The organism is Amycolatopsis sp. NPDC003676, assembly GCF_053587275.1.
The window spans coordinates 168,008-182,224 of the sequence record NZ_JBSFNS010000006.1 but is presented as its reverse complement, the minus strand read 5'-3'; the positions used below and the strand labels follow the sequence as shown (position 1 = coordinate 182,224).

Genomic DNA, 14,217 nt, shown 5'->3' with positions numbered 1-14,217 from the left:
CACCAGGCGAACATCCGCATCCTGCAGGCGACCGCGAAACAGCTCGGCATGCCCGCGGACGCGGTGGTGTCGAGACTTAACGGCGATCCCGCCCGCGACGACGGAGTCGGCGCCATAAAACTCAGGGAAGCAGTGGCAACACAGTACGGGCCGCGATCCGGCTGGTCGTGTTCGTGGCGCTGTCCTTCAGCGAGTCGGGATACGTAACCGGCGGGTTAGGACTAGTCCGATACCCGATGTACTTGCTAGCACTGGTCCCGTTGTACCCAGTGCACACCAACGTGATCAGCCACTGTCGCCGCGCCGCGCTGTAAGGCCCGCCAACAGCTTCGGCTTCAACATGACATTCCGGTTCCAGCTTGGCGATCACGATGTTGCTCCCGTCGCGAACCGTCGCGAGCAGACCGGTCCCGCTGAATCCAGCCCGGCTGCGCGCGACCTGCGCGATCGGCGCGACCGCATGGAGCGCGAAGCCGAGCTGGTCCACGGCCGATTTGTCAGTGATCGCGGACAACTGACTGTCGATGAGGTTCACACAATACGAGCTGTCCCTGGCATACGCCTGGAGCGTGTCCGGCGTGAACCTTTCGATGTCGGCGAAGTCGTCGACGGCGCTGTGCGCGCAGGCTTTGGCCTGGGTGATCGCGACCTGGTCGATGTGGTTGATGAGCTCAGTCTTGGCGGTGCTGATGGCGTCGAGGATGGCCCTGGTCGCGTCCTCGATCGAACGCTTGTTGCCGAAGAAGTCCTTGAGGACCGAGTAGGCGGTCTGCGCCCAGGTGACGATGGTCCCGATGACCTGCGGCCGGGCGGTCGCGTTCGCCGGGGCGGCCCCGGTTCCGGCGAGCAGGGCGAGGGCCAGCGCGATCGCGGTCGCGCTGCGTGCCCAGTGTCTTCGCATGTGTGCTCCTTTGTCGGGAATCGCGAAACGACCGGCGGTTCATCACCGGTCGTTCGCGGGGAATGGCCGCCCCGTACCGCGGTGGCCGGCCGAGATTATTGGACCGGCGCCCGCGTGCTGATCGCAATCCGTCCTTCGGCGCAAACCCTTGCGGCGTCCGCGAAACCCGAAAGAAAGAGATAAGGAAGCACTGATTTAACCGTTTTCGCCCTTGTGTTCCCGATGCGGCTCAACGACGTTCCGGAATTGCGCTCACGGACGACCGCCTTCGAGGCGGATCGTTTCCCCGGTGAGGAATTCGGCCTGCAACATCCAGAGCACCGCGTCGGTCACGTCGGCGACAGTGCCGGTACGGCCGACGAGGGTTCGCTGTGCGGCGTTCGCGAGGAAGTCCGCCTTGGCGTCGCCCTTGGCATCCCAGGCTCCGGAGTCGATGATCCCCGGCGACAGCGCGTTGACGCGGACCGGCGCGAGCTCGGCGGCGAGGTGCTGTGCGGCGAACGAGGCCGCTCCGTTGGTCACGCCCGTTACGACACTCCCGCGCGCCGGGCGCCAGCCGACCTGGCCGGAGAACAGCAGCAGCGATCGCCGGATCGTGAAGTGCTTCGCGAGCAGCAGCGGGCCGATGACCTTGGCGGTGAAGGCGTCGACGGTCTTGTCCCGGTCGAGTTCGCGGACCGGCGCCGCGTGCGGCATCGCAGCTGTGTTGACGAGGTGATCGACCTCCCCGAGTTCGGCGGCTGCGGCGGCGATGGTCGCCTCGTCGCGCAGGTCGATGTGCAGTCCGCCGGGCCGATGGGACGCGACGTGCGCCTTCGCGCCCTCCGCCGTCGCGGCGTCGGCGATCGCCGTGCCCAGGTTCCGTCCGCCCAGCACCAGCACTGTTTGCCCGGCCAGCCCGTTGCCCATGGTCCTTCTCCGTTCCTCGGTTGCAGTGGCCGAAGTAGGCTATGGAAAAGTAACCAGGTACTTCAACGTAACCGGAACCGGAGGAATCGCCGTGGGCTACAACGTCATGTCCGCGACCTGCCCGTCGCGGGTGGTGCTGCACCGGATCGGGGCGCGGTGGACGGTCTTCGTGGTCAACGCGCTCGAGGACGGCCCGCTGCGCTTCACCGTCCTGGCGGAGAAGATCCAGGGCGTCACCCCGAAAGTCCTCACCGAGACGCTGCGCGCGATGGAGGAGGACGGCCTGCTCGCCCGCGTCGACTACGCGGAACAGCCGCCCCGCGTCGAGTACGGGCTGACTGATCTCGGCCTGTCCTTGCTCGGGCCGCTGCGCGCGGTCCGCGAATGGGCGGAAACCCATGTCCCGGAAATCCTCGAAGCCCGCGAACGCGCCCACTCGGCGCGGCAGGACTGAGACGGCTAATTTCCCCCTGCCCGGGCCGCTTTTTGGGTAGGCCGTACCCATGCGCCGCGGACCCGCCGCGTGGCAGGCTGCGACCCATGTCGCGAGCGGGGTCCGAACCGTCCGGCGCGCACGGGGGCGCCCGGTGCTTCCGGCCTGCGGTACAGCCGCTGGTGAGCGCCGCGTCGAGAGAGCTGCGCGCCGCCGTGCCCGACGCTGACGCGGCCGAACTCGCCGCGGCCAGCCAGGGAATGGAGGACTGGCTCAGCGATCGCCTGTGCGCCGCCTCGGCCCGGACTCTCGTCGCCAGCCTCAAGTCGTTCGACTCCTTCGTGGCCAGCGACCCGCTGCCGGAAGTCCTGGCTCAGCACCCGGGCCTGGCCGACCTTCTCGAGTCGCTCACGCGCAACGCTGTCTCCGCCGCTTCGGAATTGCTGACCCGGTTCGACCAGGACCGCGCCCTGGTGGCCGGTTTCCTCGGCGGAGAACCAGGGCGGCTGATGGCGGTGGCGTTCGGCCGCGGCGACGCTCATTGCGGCGGCCGGACTGTCAGCGAACTCAACTTTGCCTCCGGCGCCCGGCTGATCTACCGCCCGCGCCCGGTCGGCCTGCACGCGCGCTGGAACGATCTGCTCGCCGAGCTTGCCCCGCTTCTCGGCGATCTCGCCCCGCGCCGTGCGGAGGTGCTGGAACGCCCCGGATACGGCTGGGTCGAGTTCATCCACGCCCGCCCCGCCGCTGACGTCAGCCAGTTCTACCGCAGGTCGGGCGCGCAGCTCGCGTTGCTGCACGTTCTCGGCGCCACCGACATCCACGCGGAGAACGTCGTGGCGGCCGGCGACCATCCGGTCGTGGTGGACGTCGAAACGCTCTTCCAGCCCCGCTGGACCCCGCACACCGACGGCGGTTCCGATCCTGCCCTGACGGCACTGGAAACCTCCGTCCTGAACACCTTTGTCTTGCCCCGCCCCATATTCGGCCCCTACGGGCGCCTGGACCTTTCGGCGTTCGGCGGCCGTCCGGGCCGGTTCCCGCACGACCTGCCCGCCTGGGCCGACGCGGGCACCGACCGGATGCGCCTGATCCGCGGCCCCGCCCCGTACGCCGGCGGGCGGAACCTCCCGGCCCCCGACCTCGATCCCGCGGCTTACGGCAGTGCCTTCCTGGACGGCTTCCGTGTTGCCTACCGGTCGCTCGCCGGAGACACCTTGCTCCGCGGCCTGGACCGGTTCGTCGACGCCGAGTTGCGGATCGTGCCCCGGGCGAGCGAGTGGTACGCGGACTTGCTTCGCGAATCTACGGAACCGGTGTTCCTGCGCGAGATCGACGGCCGCGCGAAGGCGTTCGCTCCGCTCGACGACGTCACCGCGTACCCGCACTTCGCCCGCTTCGCCGACGCGTCCCGCGCCGACCTGCTGGCGGGGGACATCCCGTACTTCGGCGCCGCGGTGGGCGGACGCGAGGTCTGGACCACTGCCGGTGCCCGGCTCCCGGACGTCCTGGAAACCGACGGCCTGACCGCGGCGCGGGCCCGGATCGCCAGCCTGGGGGAGCGGGACCTTCGCGCGCAGCTGTGGTTCGCCGAGGCCTCCCTCGCCACGATGACGCCCTTCGCCGGACACCGCCTGGCGCCCGGTGCCGCGCCTGGTCTCCAGGTGCCCGATCCGGCGCACCTGCTTCAGCTGGCCGTGGACATCGGCGACGACCTGCTGCGGCGGGGGAGCGCCGATGCGGTGCGGATCAATTGGCCGTCGCTGGAGCTCGCCGAGGACGGTGGCTGGTGCGTCCGGCAGATGGGCGCTTCGCTGGGCAGCGGGTACTGCGGGGTGGCACTGTTTCTCGCTGAGCTGGGGAAAATCAGCGGACAGGACCGTTTCCTCGACGCCGCGGCCCGGACAGTCCGGCCCCTGCCCGGGTTGCTCAAGTTGCTGGACGACTACGCGTCGCTGGCGGTGGGCGTCGGGCCGGGCGCGTTCAGCGGGTTGGGCGGAATCGCCTACACGGTCGCCCGGTTGGCCGATGTGCTGGCGGATTCCACCTTCGACATCCCGGCGGCCTTGCGCGCGACCGCGGCTGCCGCCCGGGCTGCCGAGTCAGCGGATGTTGCCGACGGCCTGGCCGGGGCCGTACTAGCCGTCTCGGCGGTGGCGGCTGACACCGGCCTGCCGGAAGCGGATGCGCTCGTCGAGGAGCTGGGTGCGCGGCTCGCTTCGCTTTCTCCCTTGCCGAGCGGGGGATTCCTCTTCGGCCGAGCTGGGGTGGCGCACGCTCTTCGGCTGACCGGCCGTGCTCCGACCGGCGATGCAGGCCAGGTGACGGGGCTCGGCTGGTGCTCCGGCCTGGCCGGTCTCGTCCTCGCTTCTCCTTCTCCGCGCCTGGTCGACCGTTTCCGCACCGCGCTGGAACAACGGCACTCCTCGCCGGATCATTCGCTGTGCCACGGAGAACTCGGCGTCCTCGACGCGGCCAGGTCCGTCGGCGCACCGGTCCGGCTCCCGCGCGGGGCACTCTCCTGCGGAACCCCGGGCGCGGTCCCGACGCCAGGCCTGCTGCATGGCCTGTCCGGCATCGGCCACGGCCTGCTGCGCCTCGGATTCGCCGACGAGGTCCCGGCGCTGTCCCTCCTGGAACCGGCCGTCGTGCCGGTTCCTGAACACCACTAGGAAATTCCCTCGGAAAGGAGAACCGGAAATGCACGAGGACGTCCAGCCCGCACCGGGCGCGGAAGAGGACGCCGCCGAGCCCGAACGGCCGCTGCCCGCCTGGCGGCGCCAGTGGGTGCGCTCGGCGGTGCTGACCGGGATGACCGTCGGCGCGGTCGCGGTGGTCGCGCTGGCGGGAGACCCGAGCACTGTCGCCGGGATGAGCTGAGGCGGACAGTTCCGGCAGCGGCGCGGAGAGGCTGAGCGGACCGGCTTGGCTGCGGCGCGGAGAGGCTGAGCGGACCGGCTTGGCTGCGGCGCGGAGAGGCTGAGCGGACCGGCTTGGCTGCGGCGCGGAGAGGCTGAGCGGAGACCGGCTTGGCTGCGGCGCGGAAGGGCTGACCGGGCAGGCAGCAGCGCGAAGACCGGGCGGGGGTTCGGTGGGTGGCCGGGTGTCCCTTGTGGACGCTCGGCCATCTCGACGTGCCGGGGCGGTGATTCGGCCGGGCGTGGCGGACTGGCCCGTCGCCACTGGGCGGGCAGGGGAGCGGCTTTCGCTGGCCGAGTGTGACCGTTCTCCGGCGCTCGCTGGGCTGGATCCGCCGCGGCCAACCTGCGCGGCCGGAGAGCGATCGGCCGCGGTGCGAGCCTTCACTCCGCCCCCCGGGGGCGACGACCGTGTGAACGAGCCCCGCCGCAACGGCCTCCACCGCAGCCGCGCTCTCGGTTCCGAGCCGGTGCCGCTCAGCGAGCCACCCGGCGTCGTTGTGGGTCAGCCAGGTCTGCCCGGACGAATCTTCCCGAGCGAGAGCCTTCATCGGCAGGTCGAGACCGCTCGTCTGCTGATCCAGCATCAACGGTGCCCCGCCCCGGGGATGGCCGGAGGTCAGCAGTTCCGTCGGCCGGAGCCGAGTCCCAGCGTTAGCTGCCAGCCGGTCGATAGTCTCTCGCACGGGCCAAGCGCTGGTCCCGAGTCATCAGCCCGGCGCCGAATCGCCCAGTACCGCGGTCGCGTACTCGCACAGCGTGGTCCGGTCCGGTGCCTGCGTCTTGGCCAGCAAGCTCGCCACGTGCTTCTCCACCGTCCGCACCGAGATGTGCATTCGTTGCGACAGCGCCCGGTTGCCGAGCCGTTCCGGCATCAACTGCAGGACCTCGAACTCCCGCCGGGTCACGCCGATGCCGCGCAGCTTCGGCGGGATGCGTTCGGTGCCGGAGCTGTGGTAGCGCACGGGGGTGCCCATCCGCCGCAGCAGGGACCGGCAGGCACTGGCCAGGACGTCGATGCTTCCGTGGAAATGGTTCTCCGCGTCGGCGAGCCACTGGCCGGGCTTGCCCCAGCTGTCGGCGAGGGCGGCTTCGGACACCAGGCGCAGCGCGAGGTGCCGCGCGGTCGGGAAGACCGACGAGGCGGCAACGGCGGTGTCCATCTCCTGCTCGGCGGCATCGGGACGGCCGGCGCGGCCGTGGTGCACCGCGCGGGCGAAGCCGAGGAATTGGCGGTTCCAGCGCATCCGGCCCACTTGGGCGCGGGCCGCCCGTTCCACTTCGGCCGGATCGCCGGTCCCGTCGACCGCGCCGAGCAAATGGACTAATCCGAAAGTACCGGAAAAGTGGAAATAGGCTTCCAGCCCGCCGTATTCTGCCATCAATTCCGCGGAGAGGGTCCGGGCGCCTTCCCGGTCTTCGGTGAGCAGCGCGCAGAACAGTTCGGCCAATCCTTTAGTCAACGGCGCTTCACGAGAATTTTCGCCGCCGGCCGCGCGGAATTCCCGCAGCGCGGCACGCATCTCCTGGCACCGGCCCCGGTGCGCGGCGAGCACGGCGCGCAGCATCAGGGCGTAGCGGATCACCGAGTGCAGCCGCAGCCGTCCGCATTCGGCCAGGCTCGCGGTGAGGATCTGCTCGGCCTGATCGTAGTCCGCGCGCAGCACCGCCGCGTAGGCGAGGTTGGCGTATACGTTGCTGGCCAACGTAATACAGCCCGACCGCAGCGTCTCGCGGTAGGCGTACTCGAGGGCGGAAGCGTCGCCCTCGGCGAGCCAGGCGTTCGCGCCCAGTCCGATGAGCCCGTGGTTGCGCCAGGTGGTCAGCTGGTGCTCGGTGCCCAGCGCCAGCGTGCGCCGGTAGCCTTCGTCGGACTCGGCCAGCGAGCGGCCGCGCGTGCTGAAACCGATTGCGTACCAAGCCTTGCAGGCCGTCTCGGGATCGCCGTCCGGATCGACGCCGCGGATCGCCCGCCGGGCCAAGGCCTCGCTGCGGCTGACGTGGTCGGCGTCGGCGCCGGTGCGGCACGAGGTGAGGTAAGCGTCGACGACGTCGATCACCGCGGTGTCGGCTTCGGACGCCTCCGGCGGCAGCAGCGCGCGAGCCGCGGCGACTTGGCGGACGCCGTCCTCCCACCGGCCGGCGACCTGGGCCGCCCACGCCATCCGGACCTGCTGGCGGACCTGGCTTTCGGTGTCCCACAAGGGATTCCCCAGCCGCAGCTCGGCGGCGACCTCGGCGGCGCGGTCGAACTGGCCGTCTTCGGCGAGCGCGGTCAGCAGGGCTTCCAGGAGTTCCCCGCGCAGTGCGTGCCAGCGGTTTTCCTCCGACAGCAGGTCGAGGGCGTTGTCGAGCACGGCGACCGCGGTGGCCGGGCCGCCCGCGTGCAATGCTCGGCGAGCCGTTTCCAGGTACAGCCGGGCGGCTGCGGGCAGGTCGCCGCCGCGGCGGTGCAGGTCGGCGGCGAGGTGGCACCAGGAGCCGGGAAGCCCTGGGTACAGCTCGGCGATCGCTTGCGCCACCTGGCCGGAGAGGGTGACCTGGTCGGCCGCGGTGGTCAGCGACAGCAGGGCTTCTTCGGTCAGCGGATGTTCGAACGAGTACCAGCCGGGAGTGCCGTCGCCGCCGGTCAGCAGGCGTTCGGCGACCGCGGCGCGGACGTGGGAGAGCAGGGTCCGGTCGTCGAGCCCGACGCAGCGTTGCACCACCGGCAAGGGAAAAGTCCGGCCGACGATCGCGGCGACCGACAGCAGCCGCATCCCGTCCGGGCCGAGCTGCAGCGCCCGTTGTTCGACCGCTTGCACGAGACTGAGCGGCACCCGTTTTCGCTTCCCGCCCACCAGGTGCCAGCCAGCGGGACGCCGCACAAGATCCTTCATGGACACCGCGTACCGGGTAAGTTCCGCGGCAGCGAACGGATTCCCGCGGCTTTGCGAGTACAGGTGCTCGACGGCCGACGCGCTGACCTCGCCCGGCGGGCAGCCAAGGATCGACGCGACCAGCCCGGTCACCCCGGCGCGGTCGAGCCGGTCGAGTTCGACCAGCGTCGCGTCGCCGCGCTGGGCCAGGGTTTTCACCAGTTCCGCGCCGGCGGAGGCGCCGACCCGGACGGTGGCCAGCACGAGCACCGGCTGCTCGCGCAGGTTCGACGCGAGATAATCCAGCACAGTCAAGGTTTCCCGGTCCGCCCAGTGCAGGTCGTCGACGACCAGCAGACATCCGCGGCCGCGGCCGAACCACGACGTCAGCCGCAGGATCGCCTCGGCGAGCACGAGCAGCGACGTCTCGCGCGGCTCCGGCTGCGCCCAGTCCGGCACGAGCCGCCCGAGCGCGGGCAGGTAGGGCGCGAGCAGTTCGTCGTCCGGGCTGGGCTCGGTGCGCGCCAGCGAAAGCAGCGCCTCGGCGAGCGGCCGGAACGGGATCGCCGGACCCGTCGAGCTGGCCCGCCCACGCACGGCCGCCATGCCCGCCGCCCGCGCTTGTTCCGCGGCCGCTTCCGCCACGGAGGTCTTGCCGATCCCCGGTTCCCCGGTGAGCACGACCATGGCGCCGGAAGACGTTCTTGCCGCGCTCAGGAACCCGGCCAGCCCGGCCAGTTCGCTCTCCCGTCCGATGAGCATTTCCACCCCTTCAGCCGAACGGCCCGCGGTCGACGGCTTTCGCCCGGTGCCGGTCTGCTCCCCCGCCGCGAAATGCTATACGCAGGCACCCGCTTTCGTGGGGGCAGAAATACCGCCGTTCCACCTTGTGGCGCAATTGTGCGCACGGCCTGAAATCGTTTAGTCACAGCCGGAAACATTTATGGGCGCCCGCAGTGGACGGACGGCGACTCTTTGGGTGCGCAGCACCCATGCGCCCGCCGCCCCGGCGGGACAGAGTGAAGCGGCCGGGAACGACCCGGTCCGGGAAGGAGGCCGCTTCGCCATGACGCCGAACCGCCCCTCCTGCTCCCAGGCCGCACCGCGAGCCCGAAAGAACCGGACAAACAAGGCGGGTGTCCGATGACCGCCACGACCGCCCCCGCTGTGCTGGCCGACGGCGGACTCAGCCAAGGCGAAGCCGACCTCTCCTGCAGCTACGCCGCTGTCCGCACCCTGCGCCGACTGGGCCGCACCCCGGCCGAACCCGCTGGCATCGTGAGGTTCCTGCGGTCGCGCCGCAACAGCGACGGCGGCTACACCTGGCAGCGCGGCCTCCCGTCGGACGGCTGGGCCACCTACTGCTGCACCCGCGCCCTGCACGATCTCGGCGAGGAAATCGACGAGCCCGCCCGGGTCGCGGAATGGGTGTCCGGCACCGCGACCGTCGAAGGCGGGTTCGCGATGACCGCGGGCCGTCCGCCGGACGTGTGGGCGACCTGGTGCGCCACAAAGACTTTGGTCGAGATCACCGGCACCGCCGCCCCGGAACCGGCACGGCACGCCGGATGGCTGGCCGCGCTGCAGGGTCCCGACGGCGGCCTGACCTGGCAGCCCGGCTCGAACCTCTCGGACGCCCGAGCCTGCTACTACGGCGTGCGCGCGTGGCGAGCCGTGACCACCGCACCGTTGCCCTGGCGGACCGGACCGCTGGTCTCGTGGCTGTGCGAACAGCAAACCGTCGAAGGCGGATTCCGGTTCGCGCCCGGCTCGGCGGTCTGCCTCTGGGCGACGTTCCGCGCGGTGCTGACCTTGCGCGTCCTCGGCGCCCAACCGCCCGACCCAGCGGGAGCGCTCGCGTGGATCGGCGATCGGCGGCTGCCCGGCGGCGGGTACGAACGCTGGCCCGGCTACGGCCGTTCCGACATCTGGGCCTGCTTCTCCGCCGTGGGCGCGCTGACTGCACTCGGCTACGACCTTCCGGCCGCGGAAGCGGACGCGATCGCCGAAGCGGTGGCGCGCTGCCGCCTGGCGGGCAGCGGCTACACCTACCGAAGCCCTGAAGCCGCAGGCGACAGCCTCGCCACCGCGGCCGGTCTGCTCACCTCGGCGCGTTCCGGTACTCCGGCACGGGGGTTGGTCCGCTGGCTGCAGGACGCGCAGCCGCCCGCGGAAGACGGCGTCGTCTACATGCCGGGCCAGACCGCGGAAGTCCGTTGCACGCAATGGGCCTTCGAAGCGTTACGGGCGAGCGGACACCGGCTGGACGAACGCCGTCTGCTTCGCTGGATCGCGCGGCTGCAGAACCCGGACGGCGGGTTCGCGCACTGGCTCGGCCGCGCCTCCGACCTCGTCTCCACCACTGCCGCCGTCGAACTGGCCGACCGGCTCACCGGCGGCCGCCCCACCACGATCCTCGACGGCGCGCGAGCAGTCGCCTTCGTGACGCTTTGCCGCGACGGCGGCCTGGTCGACCCGGCTTCGGCCGGCACGGCCGCCGCGAGCGCCGCAGCGCAGGCCGCGCGGGTGCTGCACCTGCTCGGCGCCCGCCCCGCCGCGGCGAGCCTGCACGCCGGGCTGGCCTGCTACGCCCGGGCGACCGGCGGATACGCCGCGACCGCGCTCGGGCTTCCCGACCTCGCCACCACCTACCAGGTGGTGCGCACCGACCAATGCCTCGGCCGCGATTCCGACCGCGCGTGCGTCGCCCGCTTCCTCCTGCGGGTCGAACTGGGCGACGGGCACTACGCCTGGAGCCCGAGTTCGCCCGCGGTGGCCGGGCCGCTCGCCGACTGCCTCGGCGCACTCCTGCGCGCGTGGCTGACCGATCCGGCGGCGCTGCTGCCGCCCTTGAACTTGTGAACGAAGCAAAACCGGCCGCCGGGCGTCGGCCGGGCATCGCATTCCGCTCAGCACCGGGAAGGGAGCAACGGGTGAGTACAGTGCGCGACAGTACCGCGGAGGGCAAGAAGAAATCGCTTGCCGACATGTTGGCCCGTGCACGCGCCAAGATCACCGACGGACCGCGTCCCCGCCAGGACCGCGGCAACGTGCCGCTGTCGTATTCGCAGGACACCTTGTGGGTGGTGGACCAGCTCGCCACCGGAAAATCGACTTACAACGTCGCGTTCCTGTTCCGCCTCGAAGGCGATCTGGACGCCGACGCGCTCACCGAGTCCTTCGCCAGCATCGTCCGCCGCCACGAAGCGCTGCGGACCTACGTGCTCGAGGAGAACGACGAGTTCTTCCAGGGGATCGTCGAGGATCCCGAGATCGTCGTCCCGCGGTCGTCCGCGTCGTCGGAGGCCGAGGCCCGCCGGATGCTCGACGAACTCGCCGAGGTCGGGATGACGCTGACGGAATTCCCGCTGTGGCGCGCGGACCTGGTCCAGGTCCGGCCTGATCTGCATTACTTCGGCCTGGTCGTGCACCACATCGTCTTCGACGGGGTGTCGACGGCCATCTTCTTCGACGAGCTGGAGAAGGAATACAACGCGCGCCGGGCCGGCTCGACGCCGCTCGTGGAGCCGCCCGCCGTCCAGTTCGCCGACTTCAGCGAATGGCAGCGCAAGCAGATGCGCGCCGGGGCCTGGCAGGCCAGCGCGGACCATTGGGCCGAGGCGCTGCGCGACGTCGAGGTGATGGACCTCCCCGGCGACCGCCCGCTGCCGCCCGCGGTGACCTACCCCGGCCGCGCCGTGGTCCAGACCTGCGAAGGACTGGCAACCCAGGCCAACCGGCTCGCGTCCTCGCTCACGACCACCCCGATCACCGTCTACGCCACCGTGATGGCTTGTCTGTACCACCGGTATTCGGGTTCCGGCGACGTCATCTTCGGCATGCCGAGCGCGAACCGCGCCGAGGTCGAAACCGAACGGACCCTCGGCTTCTTCATCAACATGCTGCCGCTGCGGTTCCAGCTCGATCCGGAGGAGACGTTCCAGGAGACGCTCAAACGCGTCCAGCAACGGCTGCGCGGCGCACAGGCGCACGGCTACCTGCCGCTGGAGCAGATCATCGCGAGCGCGCAGGTCCGGCGCGACCCGTCGCGGTCGACGCTGTTCCAGTACACGCTGACGATGAACGAGTGGACCGAGCCGATGCGCCTCGACGGCGTATCCGCGACGGAGGTCGAGGTCCCCACCACGCAGGCGAAGTTCTTCCAGCAGTGGACGGTCGCGCGCAGCGGCCCGGACCTCGAAGTGCACACCGTCTACAACACCGACATCTTCGACCAGGCGACGATCGAAACCATGCAGCGGGTGTTCGTCTGGCTGCTGCGCAGCGCGATCGCCGACCCGGGCATCAGCCTCCGCGAACTGTGGGCCCACGACAGCGAGTCCCGCCGGATCCAGGCCCAGCTCGGCATCGGCACGCAGGCGCCGGCGCCGACCGGCAACGTCTACACGCAGTTCTGCCAGGTCGCCGAGGAACACGCGGACCGGCTGGCCGTCAGCAGTCCCGGAAAAGACCTGACGTACGCGGAATTGCGCCAACGGGTCGAAGCGCTGCGCGGCTATCTGGCCGAAGCCGGAGTCCGCGCGGGCGACCGGGTCGGCGTCGCGCTGGAACCGTCGGCCGACTTCTCGGCAACAGTCCTGGCGTTGCTGGCGATCGGCGCGGTGTACGTGCCGATCGACGCGATGAACCCGCGCGGCCGGATCGAGGCGATCATCGAAGACGCCGACCTCCGCTGCGTGGTGTGCGACGCGACGACCACTGGAATCGCGCCCGGCGCGGAATGCCGGTTGCCGGTCGAGGCGCCGGTCCCGGCGAGCCTGCCCGGACCGGCGCGCGGCGGGAACGAGGTCGCGTACCTGATGTACACCTCGGGCAGCACCGGCAAGCCGAAAGGCGTGCTGATCACCCACGACAACATCCTCGGCTTCATCCGGAACGTCCGGACGCTGTTCGAACTCAGCCCGGCCGACCGCGTGCTGGGCTACGCGTCCTGCGGGTTCGACGTGTCGGTGTTCGAGATGTTCGGCGCGCTGCTGAGCGGGGCGTCGCTGCACGTCGTGCCGTCGGTGATGCGGCTGAGCATGGCGGAGGTCCAGCAGTTCCTGGAGGAGCACCGGGTCACCGTGACCGACCTGCCGCCGTCGGTGATGAAGCTGCTCGACCCGGGTCCGCTGAACGATCTGCGGATCGTGTTCGTCGGCGGCGAAGCGTTCTCGCACGAGCTGGTGCGGGCGTGGGGCAAGGGCCGGCGCATCTTCAACGGTTACGGCGTCACCGAGTGCACCGTCACCAGCGTCGTCGAGGAGCTGGAAGAGCCGCTGCCGGCGGCCGGGCTGCCGATCGGCGGGCCGATGGACAACCACGTCGCGTATGTGCTGGACGAGCACAACCGGCCGGTGCCGCAAGGCGTCATCGGGCAGCTGGCGCTCGGCGGGGTCGGGCTGACGCCGGGCTACTGGCGGCGCGACGAGGACAACCGGGAGAAGTTCGTCCCGGATCCGGTCGGGCCCGATCCGTCCGCGCGGGTGTATCTGACCGGGGATCTGGTGCGGCACAACGGAGACGGCCGGCTGGTGTACGTCGGGCGGCGCGACCGGCAGGTCAAGATCAACGGGGTGCGGATCGAGGTCGGCGAGATCGAGAGCGTGCTCCGCGCCGCCGAAGGGCTCCGCAACGTCTACGTGCAGGTCCGCCAGGACGGGGACCAGAAGCGGATCGTCGCTTACTGCGCGACCGGGGGAGCGAAGCAGGCGAGCGAAAGCTCGCTGCGGGACTACTGCCGCAAGCGGCTGGTGTCCACGATGCAGCCGTCGACCTTCGTGCTGCTGGACGAACTGCCGATCAACGGCAGCGGCAAGATCGACGAACGCGCGCTGCCGGACGCCGATTTCACCGTCGAGGCCGCGCCCGCGGAAGAGCTCACCGAGCTCGAACGGGCGATGCTGACCGACGCCTTCGGCCCGATCCTCGGCCGCACCGATTTCCCGAAGACAGCGAGCTTCTTCGACCTCGGCGGCACGAGCCTGCAAGCCGCGCAACTGGTTTCCAAGATCAAGAAACTGTTCTCGGCGACGATCTCGCTCGCCGCGTTCTTCAACGATTCGAGCGTGCAGAGCATGGCGCTGGAGGTCGAACGGGCGCGGCTGGCCTCGCTGTCGGCCGAGGAGCTGGAGAAGGCCATCGCCGGGATGACCGAAGAGGACGTCGCCCGGCTGCTGGCCGGCGAGTGAGCGGACG

At 70.6% G+C, this 14,217-nt stretch carries 8 protein-coding genes and 1 pseudogene; 5 read left to right on the top strand and 4 right to left on the bottom strand.

Annotated elements, in window-relative coordinates; translation table 11 throughout:
* Positions 1–121 precede the first annotated feature (121 nt).
* Positions 122–901, bottom strand: a complete 780-nt coding sequence (locus ACWDNU_RS06035; protein ID WP_449667965.1) for a hypothetical protein — start codon at positions 899–901, stop codon at positions 122–124.
* 252 nt (positions 902–1,153) lie between these two features.
* Positions 1,154–1,810: an SDR family oxidoreductase gene (locus ACWDNU_RS06030; protein ID WP_449667964.1), complete on the bottom strand. Its 657-nt coding sequence runs from the start codon at positions 1,808–1,810 to the stop codon at positions 1,154–1,156.
* Between the two features lie 91 nt (positions 1,811–1,901).
* Between ACWDNU_RS06030 and ACWDNU_RS06025 the strand changes: the two genes are divergently transcribed.
* The 3 genes from ACWDNU_RS06025 to ACWDNU_RS06015 all read left to right on the top strand — a co-directional run bounded on the left by ACWDNU_RS06025 (position 1,902) and on the right by ACWDNU_RS06015 (position 5,123).
* Positions 1,902–2,264 (top strand): winged helix-turn-helix transcriptional regulator, encoded by a 363-nt coding sequence (locus tag ACWDNU_RS06025; RefSeq protein ID WP_449667963.1) that lies wholly within the window; start codon positions 1,902–1,904, stop codon positions 2,262–2,264.
* A gap of 86 nt (positions 2,265–2,350) precedes the next feature.
* Positions 2,351–4,915 (top strand): type 2 lanthipeptide synthetase LanM family protein, encoded by a 2,565-nt coding sequence (locus ACWDNU_RS06020; RefSeq protein ID WP_449667962.1) that lies wholly within the window; start codon positions 2,351–2,353, stop codon positions 4,913–4,915.
* 28 nt (positions 4,916–4,943) lie between these two features.
* Complete coding sequence (locus tag ACWDNU_RS06015; protein ID WP_370937906.1) at positions 4,944–5,123, top strand: hypothetical protein; 180 nt, start codon at positions 4,944–4,946, stop codon at positions 5,121–5,123.
* A 544-nt stretch (positions 5,124–5,667) separates the two neighbouring features.
* On the opposite strand, the pseudogene ACWDNU_RS06010 reads toward ACWDNU_RS06015, so the two are convergent.
* Together ACWDNU_RS06010 and ACWDNU_RS06005 are read right to left on the bottom strand one after the other, a co-directional pair.
* Positions 5,668–5,847 (bottom strand): annotated as a pseudogene (locus ACWDNU_RS06010) (DUF302 domain-containing protein); the annotation flags it as partial.
* Positions 5,848–5,871: 24 nt separating this feature from the next.
* Positions 5,872–8,781 (bottom strand): helix-turn-helix transcriptional regulator, encoded by a 2,910-nt coding sequence (locus ACWDNU_RS06005; RefSeq protein WP_449667961.1) that lies wholly within the window; start codon positions 8,779–8,781, stop codon positions 5,872–5,874.
* Positions 8,782–9,162: 381 nt separating this feature from the next.
* On the opposite strand from ACWDNU_RS06005, the gene ACWDNU_RS06000 reads away from it, so the two are divergent.
* Complete coding sequence (locus tag ACWDNU_RS06000) at positions 9,163–10,881, top strand: prenyltransferase/squalene oxidase repeat-containing protein (RefSeq protein WP_449667960.1); 1,719 nt, start codon at positions 9,163–9,165, stop codon at positions 10,879–10,881.
* A 71-nt stretch (positions 10,882–10,952) separates the two neighbouring features.
* Positions 10,953–14,210 (top strand): non-ribosomal peptide synthetase, encoded by a 3,258-nt coding sequence (locus ACWDNU_RS05995; RefSeq protein ID WP_449667959.1) that lies wholly within the window; start codon positions 10,953–10,955, stop codon positions 14,208–14,210.
* Positions 14,211–14,217: the final 7 nt, after the last annotated feature.